This is a genomic window from Arcobacter sp. L (genome assembly GCF_000284235.1).
GTDB classification, from domain to species: Bacteria; Campylobacterota; Campylobacteria; order Campylobacterales; family Arcobacteraceae; genus Aliarcobacter; species Aliarcobacter defluvii.
This window is the reverse complement of record NC_017192.1, coordinates 751,303-768,427: the sequence shown is the minus strand read 5'-3', so window position 1 is coordinate 768,427 and position 17,125 is coordinate 751,303. Positions and strand designations below refer to the sequence as shown.

Sequence of the window (17,125 nt, the reverse complement as noted above, 5' to 3'; positions counted from 1 at the left end):
ATATCAAAAAATTATATAAAAGTTATACAAAAATTTCATAAAATAATATTTTTTATGACCATAATTGTAATTTTGGAAGATGTGCAACTGCTTTTAAAATATTTGTTTGAGAAACAATTCCTAATAAAATACCATCCTCATCAACAATTGGTATTGCTTCAAGTTTAAAATCTAACATCACTTTTACAACTGTTCTTACTTCAGAAAGTGGTTCAGATGTTATTACTTCTGGAAGATAAATATCTTCTATTTTTTTATTTAAAATTGATTTTATATTTTCAATATCTTCCATCAGTAAATTAAGTATTATTTTTTTATTAATCATTCCAATTATTTTTTTTCCAAAATCAATAATTGGAGCTTGTGTAATTTTATTATCTTTCAAAAAATTATACGCATCTTCAATAGTTGCTTTATTATCCAATGAAAAAACATCTCTAGTCATAATATCTTTTATATAATATACAGGTTCAAGAGTATCAATATTTGCCATTTTTTTATATGAATTTAAAAATTCTTTTTTTTGTTCTTCTTTTTCTTCATTTGAAAAACTTTGGATTAATCCCTCATCAGGTTTAAATCTAGTTTTATCTAATTCATCAACATTTTTTAAATTATATAAATTATCAACGGTACTTCTAAAACCTACTCTTCCATTGTTATATATTGCAAACATATTTTACTCCTTATTGATAGTATGATGATACAGATTATTTGATAAATAGTTAATAATTTTTTCAAGCTATAACTTTTTTTGAATTAAAGATTAGATTTCCTATCAATTGAGTATCTTTTTGTTTTATCCAAAAGTCTTCATTTGCAACAATGATTAATCTTTTTTTCGTTCTACTTACAACTGTGTTTATTAGATTTAAACCTTTAAAGTTTTCATTTATAGTATTTGTAAAAAACATTCTTCTTTTTCCACTATTTGAATCATCTACAACACTAAAAATTACATTATCCCATTCACTTCCTTGTGATTTGTGAATTGTCATAATATTTTCAAAATATTTTCTACCTAAGTGCTCTTTTAGCAGTTTCACTTGTTTTTTATATGGAGTTAATATAACAAAAGATTTTCCTTCAAACTTTTTTACTAACTCTTTAATTATCATTACTTCTTCTAAAGATGAGCGTTCTTCAGCTTCATTTACATTTGAAGCACTATCTATAAAAAATAGATTTGTATCACTATCTAAGGCTGATTGAAAGCCAAATTTATAAACAAATTTATTTAAAACTTGTGCTAAATTTTTTCCAAATCTATGAGTTGAAAGTAGATTTACTTGTGATGTTTTTTCAAACTTTGGCGTTGTATTATTTGTAAAGTCTAAATAAATCTCTTCAACACTATTTTTCAAAAAAAGTGTCTCAAAAAAAAGTGCAGATTGACTCCATAAAAAACTCTTTTTATATGAGTTTATATCATCTGTTTTTATTTCACTAACAGGTGGAAGTTGCATATGGTCACCCAAAAATGTAATTGAACTATTAGACTTAAATAAACTCAAAGCTTTGATTGTGGACATATATCCAGCTTCATCACAAAAGATATGATTTACTTCAATATTCTCATTTATTGTGTATTGAATATATGCATCAATAGTCATTGCAATTACTAAACTATTTTTTACTCTTTGTTTTGTACTTTGTTCAATCAATAAATCTTTTTCATAGATTAAAAAAGCTAATTTCTCTTTTAATTTTTTATCATCAAAATTTTTATGATGTATATCTAAAGCTTGATTTATCAACTCATCATTTGTCTGCATTACTAAAGTTTTGATTGATTCTAAACTTCTTTTGCACCAAAGATTTAATTGGGATATTTTTTGATTAATTTGAAATTCTTTTTCATCTAGATTTGTTTGAGTTAAATCTTTAAATATCTCATTATAAATCTTTTCACTTTTTATTATTTTCTTACAAAGTGTTAATATTTCAAAGTTTTCTTGATTTATTTTTTTTATCTTTTCATCTTTATTTTCTAACTTTTTTCTAATACAATCTATATTTACAACTTCTTTTAATCTATTTTCTTCAATAAGTTTTTCATCATAATTTATACAATAATTTTTTTCATGTTTTTTAATCGCATCTTTTATCATTCTTGAATTATTTGAAAAATGATAAGCTTTTAAAGGTAAAGTTAAAAGATTTATCAAAGGTTGAAGATGCTCTTTTTCATTTTCAAGTTTTATAATTTTTATTTTGTTTTCTTGAAGTTTTGAAAAATGCTCTAAGATTTTTTCTAAATCTTCACTGATTATTTTACCTTCTCGATATTTAATCACTCTACTTAATATATTTATCTCATTTTCAAGTGATTCTAAAACTCTTTCTATTCCTTTTGTTTCACAAACTTCACTATATTTATCAAAAAAATCTTTTGAAGGAATTCCTATTCGTAAAATCTTTTCATTTTGGATTTGAAGTTTTTCAGTATTTTCTAAAACTCCAAAAAGTATCTGTTCTAAGGCAACATTTGTTGGAGCAACAATCAAAACTTTTTTATTTGAAGTTATATAGTTTATCAAAGCAGTTGATAAAACAGCCTTTGTTTTTCCAGTTCCAGGAGGTCCCCAAATGTAAGAATAAGAATTTTTAAATATAGAACTTACAGCATCCATTTGATTTTGATTTAATTTTGTATCTTTTAAAATTTCTAAATTTGGTTTTAAATCAAAAGTTAATTTATCATCAAAAGTAAGTTTATGTGAATTTTTTTCATACCATTCAATCAAATTTTTAATCAAAAAAAGTAAATCAGTAACAACAAAAAAATCATCACTTTTTATCTTTTCAAATTCAATATCAGGATTTAAAACTTGAACATACAAAAGCCTATTTTTTTCATCATACTCTTTGATTAAAATATCTTTTTTATTAAAGTAATATTCATTTGTTTGATTGTTTTTATAATAAGTCTTTTCAAAATCATAAATAGCTTTTTCGAGTTTTATTTCATAGAGTTTTGGAAAGCTATCTTTTTGGTATTTTATAGATACAACTTTGTCTATACTTTTTCCATTGTTTTCACTATATTTTTTTACATATTCATAATAAAATTGTGCCTGATTTAGGCATAGTTCTTTTAACTTTGCTATTTCCATCTGGGATTTTAACTTAGAAAAATTTACGTTTTTGTTAAAGGCTTTATAACAAATTTTACATTACTATTTTCCAATGAATAAAACACTATATTTTAGCCATGAAAAATTGGATTTTTTAGAACTTAGATACTCAATATCAAATCAATGTTATAAACAACATATTCATAATAGCCTTTCAATTGGTGCAATATTGGATGGACAAAGAATCTATACAAATAAAAATAAAACTATAACTTTAGAAAAAAATCAACTAGCTATCATAAACCCAAATACTATTCATAGTTGTAACTCCTCTTCAAAAATTGTAAATAAAATTTATATGTTATATTTAGATAAAAACTGGTGTTTTGAGCTTCAAAAAAGTATATTTCCAAACATAAATGAGTTTATTCCTTTTTCAAATGAAATATTAAAAAATAAAACTCTATATAAAAAGTTTATAACTCTTTGTGAATTACTATTTTCAAATGCTTTGATTTTGGAAAAAGAGAGTTGTATTATTGACTTTTTTTGCTCTTTATACACAAAATATAACAAAAATATACAAATAGAGTTAAAAACCAGTGAAAAAATTGAAAATATCATTTTATATATGAAAAATCATCTAAAAGAAGATATTAGTTTAAATTGTTTATCAAAAGAGTTTAATCTATCAACTTTTTATATCATAAAACTTTTCAAAAAAGAACTTAATATTTCAGCTCATTCATACTTTATAAATCTAAAAATTGAGTTTGCAAAAGAGTTACTAAAGAAAGGTTTTTCCATAGTAGAAACTGCCCTTGAATGTGGCTTTTTTGACCAAAGTCATTTTCATAGAAACTTCAAAAAAATAGTTGCAATTACTCCAAAAGAGTATCAGGACAATTTTATACAATAATTAATTCTTCTCTTTTTATACAATCTTCAAAATAAAAGGGGATTTATGGAAATAGAGATTTATTTACAAAGTTTTTTTATACTTGCTTTCGCTCATTTTTTAGCTTTGATTAGTCCTGGAGTTGATTTTTTTATTATCATTAATTCAACTATAAAAAATGGGAAAAGAACTGGAATAATAGTAGCTTTTGGAATTGCCATTGCAAATTTAGTTTATATACTTCTAGCTCTTTTTGGAATTATGTTTCTAAAAGACAATCTATTTATTTTTAACTTTTTAAAACTTTCAGGTTGTGTGTATCTATTTTATATTTCATATTATTTATTTAAATCAAAGAGAAAAAATTTGTTTGAAAATGTATCAAAAAATAAAAAAGTTGACAATCACCTATCAAGTTTTTTCAAAGGCTTTTTAAGTGCCATTTTAAATCCTAAAAATTTTATCTTTTATTTTTCCATGTTTAGTATAACATTTCAAAATAATACACCTTTTTTTATTCAAACTATTTATGGTTTATGGATGTTTTTTGCAGTTCTAATTTGGGATATTTTTATAGTTTATATTTTAAATTTAAAAAAAATAAAACAACTTTTTAATAGATATATTTATCTAATAGAAAAAATCTCTGCAGTTTTTCTTACGTTTGTAGCTTTGATAATAATTTATAAGATATAAAAAAAGGGACTTGAAAAAACAAGTCCCTTTTTTAAATTAAAAAATTGGAAAAATCAGATTGGTAAAACTCTTAAATTTTCATCAATTTTTTGTTGTAATACAGATTCAATTGCAAATAAAGTTCCTGTACTTCCAGACGAACATCCTGAACAAGAACCTAGATATCTGATATAAATATCATAATGTGGTAGATTTTCTTTGATATCAATAATCTCCATATCTCCACCATCCATAACAAGCATTGGTCTAATATCAGAATCAATTACAGCATCAACTGCTTTAATTCTTTGAACTAATGTCATTTTATCAAAACTTGCTTGACCAGAAGCACTCGCATCTGCAGCTGTTTTTAATTTATTATGTTCCATTTCAGCTCTAACATCTTTTAAAATATCTACTAAATAGATATCTTTTGCTTCATGTCCACCTGGTTTAATACATGATTTACAAAAAGCTCCTGCTTTTGTATAATCTGTAATTTCTTCAACAGTTTTTAAATCATTGATTTTGATTACTTCTTTTAAAGTAGCTAATGAAACCCTTGCACATTCGCAAACGATTTGCTCTTCCTCAAAAGATTCCATATCAACACCTTTGTATTCAGCTGCTGCTTTTTTGATAACATCATAAGCCATAACTGAACAGTGCATTTTTTGAGGTGGAACAGCTGGAACATCAGGAGTATCTCTTAATGCAAATTCAACATCAATATTTGTAATTTTTACAGCTTCATCAACTGTTTTTCCAATACATAATTCGGCCATAACATCAGATGATGCGATTGCAGTACCACAACCAAAAGATTTAAATTTTGATTCTAAAATTTTATCTGTATTTTCATCAACTGCCCAATAAAGTCTTACAGCATCACCACATGATTCCGCTCCAAAATCTGCAACAATTAATTTTGCTCCAAGTTCTGCAGCTTTTTCTTCAGTAATTTCCCCTTGATGTTTAGGGTTGTTCATTCTATTTACAACTTGATTTGAGTATTCATCCCAAATCGATCCGCTTATTAAACTATTTTTTGCCATCTTATTTTCCTTTAAATATTATTCGATTTTCTATTATAACCCAGACTTATGACACGATGGAGCATAAGCATAAGAACTTGAAATTGCTCTAAGTCTAGTAACTGCTTTTTTAATAACGTCTATTGCATAATCTATTTGCTCTTCAGTATTAAATCTACTTAAACTAAATCTAACTCCTGTATGAGCTAATTCACTATCACTTCCAAAAGCATTCATAACTGGATTTGCTTCTAAATCTTCAGAGGCACATGCACTTCCTGTACTTGCACCTATTCCTGCTTGATTTAAATCCCAAAGCATTGATTCACCCTCTACACCTCTAAAAGAGATTAAAGTTGTATTTGGAGTTCTGTTCTCTTTTCCACCAATAACAATTGTTTCAGGTAATTCTAAAATTGCTGCTTCTAATTTATCTCTTAATTTACTAACATGATTTTTTTCATAAGCAATTGCCATAGTAGATGTTGCTAATTTCATAGCCCATCCCATTCCAACCATTGAAGCCACATCAACTGTTCCAGCTCTTAATCCACCCATTTGCTCACCACCGTGAAGTAAAGGAGTTAAAGAGAAACCTTTTCTTACATATAAACCACCAACACCTTTTGGTCCATGGAATTTATGAGCTGAGAATGATAAATAGTCTACATTACAGTCTTGAACATCAACTGGAATTTTTCCAATAGCTTGAGTTGCATCTGTATGAAAAGGAACTCCTGCTTCTTTACAAATTGCTCCTATTTCTTTGATTGGGAATATTTTTCCTGTTTCATTATTTGCCCACATAATTGATACTAAAGCTGTATCTTCTTTTATAAAATCTTTAACTAAAGAAGCTTCTAAAACACCCTCTTCATTTACAGGTAAATAAGTTACACTTACACCTTGAGACTCTAAAAATTTACAAACAGCAGTAATAGATGGATGTTCTACTTCACTTGTTATAATGTGTTTTTTATCACCATTTAAAATTTTATCTATCCAAATACCTTTTAAAACAGTATTATTACTTTCTGTTGCATTTGCTGTAACGATTACATCATCTTCATCAGCTGCGTTTATACCTTCATATAAAAAATTTAATGCTTCAACCATTTTAGGATGAGTTCCAGCTCCAAATTTGTGTAATGAATTTGGATTTCCATATATGTCGCAGAAAAATGGTTTCATTTCTTCATAAACTTTGGGATCTACTATTGTTGTTGCGTTATTATCTAAATAAACTTCCATTTTTATCATTCCTATATTTTTTAATTCTATTTGCAATAACTATTCCAAAATTAATTGTTACAAATAAAAACTTTTTCGTATTTTAATGAAAATAGGATAAATCTTGTCTTAATTGTTTTTATCTTATTTATACAGTAAGTTTTATTATACTAATCAAAGTTTTAAAACCCGCTATTAAATGTGGCTAAATAGTTTACAATTTCATCTTTTCTATCTTTTAGAGTTGAGATTTTTAAATACTCATCATAAATTGTTCCATCTTTTCTTTTATTTTTCAGATGTCCATCCCATTTTCCATCTTTTCTTAACCTATTCCACATATTTTCATAAAACTCTTGATTTTGTAAACCAGAATTTAATATTGATGGATTTTTTCCATAAATATCATTTAATTCATATCCTGTAATTTGAGTAAAAGCTCTATTTACTAAGATTATATTGTTGTTTTTATCACAAATAATAATCCCTTCTAAAGCTTGTTCAAATATTTTTAATGACAATTCTACTTTAATTTGCGCATTTTTTTTATCTTTAGATTCTTCAATTAAATTTTTATATAAATTTTCTAAAGCATTATGTAATTTTCCTATTTCATCATTTGAAACATTTTTCAAAAATTTTACTTCTTTATTGTTAATAATATCATCTACTATTTGATTTAACTTATTAAGTGGTTTTGAGATTTTATTTGATATTATAATTCCAATTATCGCACCTAAAATTCCTAAAAATACGCTTATTAAAAGAATTAAACTTGTATTTTTATGAGCTATTTTAAAAGCTTCATCAACTGGTTGTCTAACTATTACTTTCCAAGAAAAACCTTTGTACTCTTCAAATCCTTTACTTACACTACTTGCAGTTAGATATTTAACATTATTATTCCAATTTAGAATTTTAAAAGATTCTTCATCTGTTTTAAGTAATTGAGCTACATTTAAAGATATATCTGAAATATTACTTCTTTCAGTATTTTCAGGTCCTACTAAAATTAATCCATCTTTAGATAATAAAAAGATTTCTACACCATGCTCTTTTTGAATACTTCTTATAACATCTCTTGTCCATTGCCAAGTTAAATGTGTACATAAAACACCAAGTGTTTTACCATTTTTATTTATAACTGGAAATGCCACATCAGAAAAATAAATAGCTTCACCACTATTATTTGGTAATAATTTAGCCAATAATAAAGCATCATGAACATCGCCAATATAAGGACCATTTAAACCATTTGGATGCCAAGGTCTAGCTTTTACATTTTTACCTTCTAAATATCCATTTGTTCCAACTTCAACTGTTCCATCAAGAAGTGCATATCCAATCCATTCATGATGATTATAATTATCTTTGATTTTTTGAATTAATTCTCTTTTTTCGTTTATTGAACTATTTTCATCTGTCATTATTGGTAAAGATGCAGCAAATCTGATTTCTCTAAATCTTTCTAACATCTCTCTATCAAGAATATCATTTACTCTTTTTGATAATTTAAGCAATGATTCACCTGAATTTACTTCAAGTTGTTGTGTTGATATATAATTAGAATAAAATCCTACCATTAAAGCAACTATAAAAGTTAAAACTCCTACTAAAAATGAAATCTTTAAATTAAAACTATTTTTCATAACATACCTTATTGTAAATTCTTTTTGTCTAAAATTATTGAAAAACAAGCACCTTTATAACTCTCAAAATTGTAATCAAAAGTTCTATTTTCAACCAAAATATTTCCATTAAATTTTTTAGTGATTATTTCATAAGCACTATATAATCCTAAGCCTATTCCCGATGAATTATGTTTTGTAGAAAAATATGGTTCAAAAATCTTTTCAATTATATTTTTTGGGATTCCCCCTGCACTATCTTGTATTTCAATTATAATTTCATTTTTTTCTTCTTTCATTTCAACAAGGATTACACCTTGTTTCGTAAAATCTTTTGCATTTTTTAATAGATTTATAAGTACATGTTTTAAATCATTTTCATAAGTAAATAATTCTATATCGATTAAATTTTCAATTAAAATTATATTTTTTGCATTCAAATCTTCTTTGAACATTGCAGTACATTGTAAAATTGTATCTTTTAAATTAAAAGCTCTCTTTTCTAAACTTTCATTAAAATAATTTCTAAAATCTTCTATCGTATTTGATAAATAAGTAGTATTATGTAGTATTCCATCCAAACTTTCAAAAAATTCTTTGTCCTCTAAAATATTAACCTCTTTTTTGAGTTTTAATCCACTTGCTAAAACAGATATAACACTTAAAGGTTGTCTCCATTGATGAGAAATATTTTGTATCATTTCACCAAGAGCTACCATTTTTGTCTGTTGAGATAAAATATACTCTTTATTCTTTTCTTCTTGTATTTTTTTGTATCTATAATTTATATAAAAAACAAAAATTATAGAGATTAAAATTAATATCAAAATCATCTTATGATAATTATTCATAACTTGTTTTATAAAATCTGAATTTTTATATAAAACCATATAAGCTGCATTTTTTTCATTTTGAGTATTTTTTATTGATAAAAATGAAATTGCAATATAATTTCCATTTATTTTTTTATAAATTGAAAAATTTTCACTATTTTTCATTTTTATTTTAATAAGATTTCTTTCTTCATTTGTATAGAAATTTTCATTTGTAAAATGATTTAACTCTTTAGTTTTATCTTCTTTATATAAATATTCATCATTTTCATTACTAATGTCAAAAATTTTCAAATACTCTTTAAAAACTCTTTCTTCAACGATAGATTTTTTAATTAAAAAATGAACATCAACATCAAAACTTGTTTCAAAATTTTTTTCAAAAAAATCTGAGCTAACAGATAATTCAACACTTCCTATATGAAAAAGTTTTTCATCAAAAAGTGGATATACAAATCTAAATCCATCAACCATTTTTCCTATTTCATAACCATATACTGGTTTTAAATTTTCATTTACTTCTTTTACACTAAATCTATCTTTTGTTAGATTATCTCCAAATTTATCTTTTTCGTGCATTCTTAAAAAACTTGTATTATCTGGGAAATGAAAATGAATTTGATAAAATTTGTACTCTTTTAATCTAATATAATCAGATATTAATTTTTGATACAAACGTTCTCGATAAAAGCTTTGAAGTTCACTATCTTGTTTGTATGCATATTTTACTAAATCATAAATTTCTGGTTTATTTATAATTCCATAAAAACTATTTTGAGAAAGTTTGTTAAAATTATCGTAAATAGTATCATATTGTGTTGCATATAATTGTTTTAAATTAGTTAAATAAGTTTGTATCTCTTTTTCTAACTGAAATTTAAAATAAAAAAAAGATGTGAATAATAAAAAGAGAAAAATAACAATTGTTAAAATTGATTCTTCTATAAAATTTCTGAATTTTTCTATGTGCATTGTGGCTTTCAATTATAAGTTTTTTTAATCTTATAACAAATTTTATTAAAATTTTATTTGAAATAAATAATATATTTTAAAAATAATCTTTATTAGATTTATATAATTTTTATAAAATAATTTATCTTTACATTGTATACTACTTTATGATAGTATTCTAAATAGGATAATTTTTATCTTATTTAAAAAATTAATATTATATTGGAGAAGTCATGAGTGAGAATCAACAAATACATGACGTAATAAATAAAGAGTATAAACTCGGATTTGAAACTTTAGTTCAAAGTGACACCTTTGAAAAAGGTTTAAATGAAGATGTAATAAGAGCCATAAGTGCAAAAAAAAATGAACCATCTTGGCTTTTAGATTTTAGATTAAAAGCATACAAAAAATGGCTAAAGATGGAAGAACCAACTTGGGCTCATTTGAAATATCCAAAAATTGATTATCAAGATATTGCTTACTATTCTGCTCCTAAACGAGCTTTAAATTCTTTGGATGAAGTTGACCCTGAAATTTTAAAAACTTATGAAAAACTTGGTATTCCACTTGAAGAACAAAAACAACTTGCAGGTGTTGCAGTTGATGCTGTTTTTGATTCTGTTTCAGTTAAAACAACATATCAAGAAGAGCTTGAAAAATTGGGAATTATATTTTGTTCAATCAGTGAAGCAGCACATAAATACCCTGAACTTGTTCAAGAATATTTAGCAAGTGTTGTTCCACCAACTGATAACTATTTTGCAGCTTTAAACTGTGCAGTATTTACTGATGGTAGTTTTGTATATATTCCACCTAATACTAGATGTCCGATGGAATTATCAACTTATTTTAGAATAAATGCTTTAAATACAGGACAATTTGAAAGAACCTTGATAATCTGTGATGAAGGAAGTTATGTTTCTTATAATGAAGGATGTTCTGCTCCAACAAGAGATGAAAGACAACTTCACGCAGCTGTTGTTGAACTATGCGCTTTAAAAGATGCACAAATAAAATACTCAACTATTCAAAACTGGTTTCCAGGTGATGATAATGGAAAAGGTGGAATATTAAACTTTGTAACAAAAAGAGGTTTATGTAAAGGTGATAACTCTAAAATTTCTTGGACACAAGTTGAAACTGGAAGTGCAATCACTTGGAAATATCCTTCTTGTATACTTCAAGGAGATAATAGCGTTGGAGAGTTTTATTCAGTTGCAATTGCCTCAAAAGCACAACAAGCAGATACTGGAACAAAAATGGTTCATTTAGGTAAAAATACTAAATCAACAATTATTTCAAAAGGTATTTCTGCAATGCACGGAGTAAATGCTTATAGAGGACTTGTTAGAGTTGGGAAAAATGCTTCAAATGCAAGAAATATTTCTGAGTGTGATTCACTTTTGATTGGAAATAAATGTCATGCGCATACTTATCCATATCATGAGATAAGAAATAGCAGTGCAAATATAGAACATGAAGCAACAACTTCAAAAATTTCTGATGAACAACTATTTTATTTAAATCAAAGAGGAATTGCAGAAGAAGATGCTATTGCTATGATAGTAAATGGTTTTTGTAAAGAAGTTTTAAAAGAATTACCAATGGAATTTGCAGCAGAAGCAAAAGAGTTATTAAATATATCGCTTGAAGGAAGTGTGGGATAAATTATGAAAAATAGATTATTAAAAATAGAAAATTTAAAAGTTAATATAAAAGATAAAGAGATTTTAAAAGGTATAGATTTAGAGATAAATGAAGGTGAAGTTCATGTTCTTATGGGAACAAATGGAGCAGGAAAATCTACTTTGGTAAAAACAATCAGTGCTCATTATGACTGTATTGTAACTGAAGGGAAAATAACTTATAAAAATAAAGATTTACTTGAAATGGATGTAGCACAAAGAGCAAATGAAGGAATTTTTATGAGTTTTCAAACTCCTGTTGAAGTTCCAGGTGTTAACAATAGCTACTTTTTAAAAACAGCAATAAATGAAAAAAGAGCATATGAAGGACAAAAAGAGCTTGATGCAATGGAATTTTTAAAACTTGTAAAAGAAGAGACATCAAAATTTAATATTGATAGAAAACTACTACAAAGAGATTTAAATGATGGATTTAGTGGTGGGGAGAAAAAAAGAAATGAATTAATCCAACTACTTATGCTAAAACCTGATTTAATAATACTTGATGAGATAGATTCAGGGCTTGATGTAGATGCTATAAAAACTGTTGCAAATGTTATAAACTCAATGCTTGATGGAAAACGATCAATTTTAATGATTACACACTATGATAGACTTTTAGAACTTATTAAACCTGATTTTGTTCATATTTTAAATGATGGAAAAATTGCTAAAACAGGAGATTATAACTTAGCTTTAGAACTAGATGAAAAAGGTTATGAAGCAATAGGAATAAAAGATGAAAATAAATGAATTAAACACTAATCTTCCAAATAAAAAAGATGAAGAGTTTTTAAAAATAAATTTTGATTCTTTGTTTTCTACTGAATTTAAAGAAACTAAAACTTATGAATTTGATATTATGGGTTTAAAAACTATAAAAGATGAAAATTCTTATGAATCTGTTTTATTTAATATTATAAAAAGTTTAGATGAAAATCAGAAAGTTTTAACTATAGATAAAAATATCGCTGAACCTATTTTTTTAATTCATAAAATAAAAGAAGATGAAACACTTTTTTCTAACTCTTTAAAAATAGAAGTAAAAGAAAATATCAAAGCTCAAGTTGTAGAAGTTTTTGTAAACAGTTCTACAAACTCTGCTTTTACAGTAAATAGAAATATAGTTTTAGAAGAAAATGCCTCTTTAGAATATGTAAAAATTCAAGATATAAATGCTTCAAATTCTATGATTTTTGCAAATAGTATAAAACAAGAAAAAAGCTCAAATCTTGAAATAACAAATCTTGAGTTTGGTGATGGATTTATAGTAAATAGTTTTGAAAATATTATAAATAAAGAGTTTGTAAACTATGAATTAAACGGATTGACTAAATTATCAAATGATTCAACAACTGCAACTTTAGTAAAAACTGTTCATAATGAAAAAAATTCTACAAGTTCAATAAACTATAAAAATTCTTTAAAAGATAGTTCAAAAGCTGTTGTAAAAATAAAATCTATTGTAAATGAAACAGCACCATTTACAAAAGCATTTCAAAACTGTAATACTATATTATTAAGTGATGATGCAACAATTTTTGCTCAACCTCATCTTGAAATTTTAATAGATGAGCTTGAAGCTTCACACGGGGCAACGACAGGAACTTTAAACCAAGAACAACTTTTATATCTTTGTTCACGTGGTATAAAAAAAGAAAAAGCTTATGAAATGTTATTAAATGCTTTTGAAAGTACAATAAAATCTAATATAAAAAATGAGATAATAAAAGAGTTTGTAGAAAATTATAAAAGGGAAAAATATGTTTAAAAATGATTTTCCATACTTCCAAAACTCAAAAACTATTTATTTGGATAATGGAGCAACAACTCAAAAACCAAAAAGTGTTATAGATTCGCAAGTTGAATATTATGAACATTATTGCTCAAACACTCATAGAAGTAACTTTGGCGATGCAAATAGAGCAACTTTGGAGTTTGAGAAAGTAAGAATCCTTTTAAAAGAGTTTATAAATGCTTCAGCAAAAGAGGAAATTGTTTTTACAAAAGGTGTAACAGAATCTTTAAACTTTATAGCAACATCTTTTGCAAAAGATTTTAAAACTGTAATAATTTCTAGTTTAGAACACCACTCAAATATCGTACCTTGGCATATGCAAGGAAGAACTTTGGGAAATGGTCTTGAAGTTGTAAATTGTAATGAAAATTTAGATTTTGATATGAACCATTTTGAAGAACTTTTAAAAGCTAATCCAAATGCTTTTGTAAGTATTACTCATATTTCAAATGCTTTTGGAAAAATCCATGATATAGAAGCTATTACAAAACTAGCTCACTCTTATGGTGCTGTTGTTATGTGTGATGGAGCTCAAAGTTTGGCTCATCTAAAAGTAGATATGCAAAAACTTGATGTTGATTTTTTTGCAATTTCTGGTCATAAAACATTTGGACCAACTGGTGTTGGAGCAATTTATATAAAAGAAAAATATTTAAAAGATATAAAACCTTATCAAACTGGTGGAGCAACTATACATGAAGTTGATTTTAATGGTTCAACTTTACTTGATTCTCCATATAAATTTGAAGCAGGAACACAAAATATTGCTGGTGTTATAGGTTTTGGAAAAGCATTAGAATATATAAATCATGTAAGATATGAAAATATTGAAAATTTAGAACATAAAGTTTTTAAATATTTAGATGAAGAGTTAGCAAAACTTCCTGATATTGTATTTTACAATGACATTACAAATGCAATTGGAAGTAGAAGTTTCAACTTCAAAGGAATAGTTCACGACGATATTGGAATACTTCTTGATAAAATGGGAGTTGCTCTAAGAGTTGGTCATCACTGTGCACAACCTATTATGAAAAAACTTGGAGTAAAAGGAACTATTAGAGTTAGCACAGCTTTTTATAATGATTATGTTGATGTTGATAAATTAATTGAGGCATTAAAAAGAGCCTTAACGATGTTAAAGGGATAAAATGAGTAGCATTGAAGAAAGAGTTGAAGAAATAAAAGAAGATTTAGATTTTTTTGATGATGAACTTGCAAAATATGAATATATTATTGATTTAGGGAAAAAACTTGAAGAATTCAATGAAGCTGATAAAATACCAGCAAATATAGTTCATGGTTGTACTTCTCAGGTTTGGTTAACACATGAAATAAAAGATGGAAAAATGTATTTTCACGGTACAAGTGATGCAATAATTGTAAAAGGTTTAGTTTATATGATATTAAAAATTTTTTCTGGTGCAACTATACAAGAATTAAAAGATATTGATATGGATATTGTTCATGAACTGAAACTTAGTGAAGTTATAACTCCAAATAGACAAAGTGGAGTTATTGGAATGATGAAAAAAATAAAAGAGTATGCTTTAAAAGCATAAAGGATTTAAAATGGATGATAAAATTTTTGATTTAGAAAATATAAAAGAAAAAATAATAGAAAATTTAAAAAAAGTATATGACCCGGAAATTCCAGCTGATATTTATAATCTTGGATTAATTTATGATATAAGACTTGAAGAAAGAGGAAATTATCTTAATTGTGAAATAGATATGACACTTACAAGTCCAGCTTGTCCAGTTGCAGATAGTTTACTTGAACAAGTAAAATATGTAACTTTGGCAGTTGATGAAGTTGATGAAGTAAAAGTAAATCTAGTGTTTGAACCTGTTTGGGATCCATCAATGATGAGTGAAGATGCGAAAGAGATTATGGGAGCAAGTGGAGCAGCTATGTCTTACTAAGACATAGCTATATTAACTAAACTATTTCTTCTTCAATTTCAAAAAAATTGCCTATTGGAACATCTAAAATTTTACTAATTTTATATAAATGCTCTATATTAAAATGCTTTCCATTACTACAAGGTTCACAAGCAGAAACTAAACTTACTGATTTATTACCCATTTCATAAGATAAATCTAATTGAGTCAAACCTCTTAAAACTCTATATTTTTTTACATTTTTTCCTACAATTTTATGTATTTCTTCTATTTCTTTATTTGTAAAATCAAATTTTGCCACTTCAAAACCTACTATAGTAATTTATTTTATGTTAAGTTTAGTTGTAATATAGTTTCATAACAAACTACTATAGTAGTTTTATTTCTAAGGACATTAAATGTATAAAGAAAATCATACTTATCTATTTTTTTATATAGAAACAAAAAATGATAAAAAAATTAACAAAATAAAATTCAATAATCAAAAATTTTATAAAAAAAATCTAAAAATTGAAGATTATCTTAGTTCTGATTTGATTGATTTGTCTAAAATTTCAAATTATAAAAAAGAGGATAAAAAATGATTAAAAAAATATTAGAAAAAATAGATAATTTGCCACCATTACCTAAAACTATTTCTAAAATTGAAGAATTTAGGAAAAAAGTAGATAAGGATGCAGAAGAATTAGTAAAAATAATAGAAAAGGATGCTTTAGCTGTTTCAACTTTATTAAAAATATCAAATTCTTCTATTTTTGGTTTTCGTTCAAAGGTTGAAACTCCAAGTAGAATTATCAACTTATTAGGAATAAAATTTACTATTTATATTACAATAAATGAAACTATACAAAATTTATTAAAAACTGATCTAGAGCCCTATCAAATTACAAATGATAACTTTATGGAAGCTTCAAATTTATCATCTATATTAGCTAATACTTGGTTATCAAAAGTTGATGAGAAATTGAAAGAAGAGATTTTATTAGCTTCGTTATTACAAGAAACAGGAAAGTTTATTTTATCTGAACTAATTATTTCAGAAAATAAAAGTAAATTATTTATTCAAGCATTAAATAATGGAGAAGATTTAATAGAAGTTGAAAAAAGATTTTTGGGAATTACAACTTCAAAAGCAACTGCTGAAATATTTAAATATTGGAAACTAAGCAGTAATTTAATAAAAACAATTGAGTTTGTTGATGACATTGAAAATTGTCCTATTGAATATAAACAAAAAGCACAAATCTTAAACATAATAAAAACTGTTTGTAATCCAAAAGAACCTTTTTCTGAAACAAGTATCGAAAAAGCTCTTCAAAAATCATATAAATATAATATTGAAAAAAAACCACTTATTGACTCAATTATTTTTATAAGAAATAAACTAAGAGATTCAACAAATGTTTAA

At 25.4% G+C, this 17,125-nt stretch carries 17 protein-coding genes; 10 read left to right on the top strand and 7 right to left on the bottom strand.

What is annotated here, in order from left to right:
- Nucleotides 1–52: 52 nt before the first annotated feature.
- Nucleotides 53–676, bottom strand: a complete 624-nt coding sequence (locus ABLL_RS03870) for an HPP family protein (protein WP_014473471.1) — start codon at nt 674–676, stop codon at nt 53–55.
- A 61-nt stretch (nt 677–737) separates the two neighbouring features.
- Nucleotides 738–3,116: an AAA domain-containing protein gene (locus ABLL_RS03865; RefSeq protein WP_014473470.1), complete on the bottom strand. Its 2,379-nt coding sequence runs from the start codon at nt 3,114–3,116 to the stop codon at nt 738–740.
- A 73-nt stretch (nt 3,117–3,189) separates the two neighbouring features.
- Here ABLL_RS03865 and ABLL_RS03860 point away from each other — a divergent pair, with 73 nt between their 5' ends.
- Both ABLL_RS03860 and ABLL_RS03855 read left to right on the top strand, forming a co-directional pair.
- A complete protein-coding gene (locus ABLL_RS03860; RefSeq protein WP_014473469.1) occupies nt 3,190–3,996 on the top strand; it encodes an AraC family transcriptional regulator in 807 nt (268 codons plus the stop codon).
- A gap of 45 nt (nt 3,997–4,041) precedes the next feature.
- On the top strand, nt 4,042–4,671 hold the full coding sequence (locus ABLL_RS03855; RefSeq protein WP_014473468.1) for a LysE family translocator: 630 nt from the start codon (nt 4,042–4,044) through the stop codon (nt 4,669–4,671).
- 53 nt (nt 4,672–4,724) lie between these two features.
- Here the strand turns inward: ABLL_RS03855 and ABLL_RS03850 are convergent, their stop codons facing one another.
- The 4 genes from ABLL_RS03850 to ABLL_RS14640 all read right to left on the bottom strand — a co-directional run bounded on the left by ABLL_RS03850 (nt 4,725) and on the right by ABLL_RS14640 (nt 10,347).
- Nucleotides 4,725–5,705, bottom strand: coding sequence for an iron-sulfur cluster assembly scaffold protein NifU (locus ABLL_RS03850; RefSeq protein ID WP_014473467.1), 981 nt, complete (start codon nt 5,703–5,705; stop codon nt 4,725–4,727).
- Between the two features lie 33 nt (nt 5,706–5,738).
- Nucleotides 5,739–6,935, bottom strand: a complete 1,197-nt coding sequence (locus ABLL_RS03845) for a NifS family cysteine desulfurase (protein WP_014473466.1) — start codon at nt 6,933–6,935, stop codon at nt 5,739–5,741.
- Nucleotides 6,936–7,096: 161 nt separating this feature from the next.
- Nucleotides 7,097–8,563 (bottom strand): sensor histidine kinase, encoded by a 1,467-nt coding sequence (locus ABLL_RS03840; RefSeq protein ID WP_014473465.1) that lies wholly within the window; start codon nt 8,561–8,563, stop codon nt 7,097–7,099.
- A gap of 8 nt (nt 8,564–8,571) precedes the next feature.
- Nucleotides 8,572–10,347, bottom strand: coding sequence for an ATP-binding protein (locus ABLL_RS14640; protein ID WP_014473464.1), 1,776 nt, complete (start codon nt 10,345–10,347; stop codon nt 8,572–8,574).
- A gap of 212 nt (nt 10,348–10,559) precedes the next feature.
- Here ABLL_RS14640 and sufB point away from each other — a divergent pair, with 212 nt between their 5' ends.
- The 6 genes from sufB to ABLL_RS03805 are packed head-to-tail and all read left to right on the top strand — an operon-like array spanning nt 10,560 to nt 15,738.
- Nucleotides 10,560–11,996, top strand: a complete 1,437-nt coding sequence (sufB, locus tag ABLL_RS03830) for a Fe-S cluster assembly protein SufB (protein ID WP_014473463.1) — start codon at nt 10,560–10,562, stop codon at nt 11,994–11,996.
- Between the two features lie 3 nt (nt 11,997–11,999).
- Nucleotides 12,000–12,767, top strand: coding sequence for a Fe-S cluster assembly ATPase SufC (gene sufC, locus ABLL_RS03825; RefSeq protein ID WP_014473462.1), 768 nt, complete (start codon nt 12,000–12,002; stop codon nt 12,765–12,767).
- Nucleotides 12,754–13,785 carry a SufD family Fe-S cluster assembly protein gene (locus ABLL_RS03820; protein ID WP_014473461.1) on the top strand — a complete coding sequence of 344 codons (1,032 nt, stop codon included), beginning with the start codon at nt 12,754–12,756 and terminating at the stop codon, nt 13,783–13,785. Before sufC ends, ABLL_RS03820 begins: the two co-directional genes overlap by 14 nt.
- Nucleotides 13,778–14,962: an aminotransferase class V-fold PLP-dependent enzyme gene (locus ABLL_RS03815; protein WP_014473460.1), complete on the top strand. Its 1,185-nt coding sequence runs from the start codon at nt 13,778–13,780 to the stop codon at nt 14,960–14,962. The genes ABLL_RS03820 and ABLL_RS03815 overlap by 8 nt, the downstream gene beginning before the upstream one ends.
- A gap of 1 nt (nt 14,963) precedes the next feature.
- Nucleotides 14,964–15,374 (top strand): SufE family protein, encoded by a 411-nt coding sequence (locus tag ABLL_RS03810; RefSeq protein ID WP_014473459.1) that lies wholly within the window; start codon nt 14,964–14,966, stop codon nt 15,372–15,374.
- 10 nt (nt 15,375–15,384) lie between these two features.
- A complete protein-coding gene (locus ABLL_RS03805) occupies nt 15,385–15,738 on the top strand; it encodes a metal-sulfur cluster assembly factor (RefSeq protein WP_014473458.1) in 354 nt (117 codons plus the stop codon).
- 16 nt (nt 15,739–15,754) lie between these two features.
- On the opposite strand, the gene ABLL_RS03800 is transcribed toward ABLL_RS03805, so the two are convergent.
- Entirely contained in the window at nt 15,755–16,018 is a 264-nt protein-coding gene (locus ABLL_RS03800) for a helix-turn-helix transcriptional regulator (protein ID WP_014473457.1), read from the bottom strand.
- Nucleotides 16,019–16,115: 97 nt separating this feature from the next.
- Between ABLL_RS03800 and ABLL_RS03795 the strand changes: the two genes are divergently transcribed.
- Entirely contained in the window at nt 16,116–16,301 is a 186-nt protein-coding gene (locus ABLL_RS03795) for a hypothetical protein (RefSeq protein WP_041654653.1), read from the top strand.
- On the top strand, nt 16,298–17,125 hold the full coding sequence (locus ABLL_RS03790) for an HDOD domain-containing protein (RefSeq protein WP_014473456.1): 828 nt from the start codon (nt 16,298–16,300) through the stop codon (nt 17,123–17,125). Before ABLL_RS03795 ends, ABLL_RS03790 begins: the two co-directional genes overlap by 4 nt.

What these genes read in the sequence shown, in the direction of transcription:
- ABLL_RS03870 (WP_014473471.1), bottom strand. Translation starts at nt 676, where the DNA reads ATGTTTGCAATATATAACAATGGAAGAGTAGGTTTTAGAAGTACCGTT.
- ABLL_RS03815 (WP_014473460.1), top strand. Translation starts at nt 13,778, where the DNA reads ATGTTTAAAAATGATTTTCCATACTTCCAAAACTCAAAAACTATTTAT.
- ABLL_RS03855 (WP_014473468.1), top strand. Translation starts at nt 4,042, where the DNA reads ATGGAAATAGAGATTTATTTACAAAGTTTTTTTATACTTGCTTTCGCT.
- ABLL_RS03865 (WP_014473470.1), bottom strand. Translation starts at nt 3,116, where the DNA reads ATGGAAATAGCAAAGTTAAAAGAACTATGCCTAAATCAGGCACAATTT.
- sufC (WP_014473462.1), top strand. Translation starts at nt 12,000, where the DNA reads ATGAAAAATAGATTATTAAAAATAGAAAATTTAAAAGTTAATATAAAA.
- ABLL_RS03845 (WP_014473466.1), bottom strand. Translation starts at nt 6,935, where the DNA reads ATGGAAGTTTATTTAGATAATAACGCAACAACAATAGTAGATCCCAAA.
- ABLL_RS14640 (WP_014473464.1), bottom strand. Translation starts at nt 10,347, where the DNA reads ATGCACATAGAAAAATTCAGAAATTTTATAGAAGAATCAATTTTAACA.
- ABLL_RS03810 (WP_014473459.1), top strand. Translation starts at nt 14,964, where the DNA reads ATGAGTAGCATTGAAGAAAGAGTTGAAGAAATAAAAGAAGATTTAGAT.
- sufB (WP_014473463.1), top strand. Translation starts at nt 10,560, where the DNA reads ATGAGTGAGAATCAACAAATACATGACGTAATAAATAAAGAGTATAAA.
- ABLL_RS03790 (WP_014473456.1), top strand. Translation starts at nt 16,298, where the DNA reads ATGATTAAAAAAATATTAGAAAAAATAGATAATTTGCCACCATTACCT.
- ABLL_RS03840 (WP_014473465.1), bottom strand. Translation starts at nt 8,563, where the DNA reads ATGAAAAATAGTTTTAATTTAAAGATTTCATTTTTAGTAGGAGTTTTA.
- ABLL_RS03850 (WP_014473467.1), bottom strand. Translation starts at nt 5,705, where the DNA reads ATGGCAAAAAATAGTTTAATAAGCGGATCGATTTGGGATGAATACTCA.
- ABLL_RS03820 (WP_014473461.1), top strand. Translation starts at nt 12,754, where the DNA reads ATGAAAATAAATGAATTAAACACTAATCTTCCAAATAAAAAAGATGAA.
- ABLL_RS03795 (WP_041654653.1), top strand. Translation starts at nt 16,116, where the DNA reads ATGTATAAAGAAAATCATACTTATCTATTTTTTTATATAGAAACAAAA.
- ABLL_RS03805 (WP_014473458.1), top strand. Translation starts at nt 15,385, where the DNA reads ATGGATGATAAAATTTTTGATTTAGAAAATATAAAAGAAAAAATAATA.
- ABLL_RS03860 (WP_014473469.1), top strand. Translation starts at nt 3,190, where the DNA reads ATGAATAAAACACTATATTTTAGCCATGAAAAATTGGATTTTTTAGAA.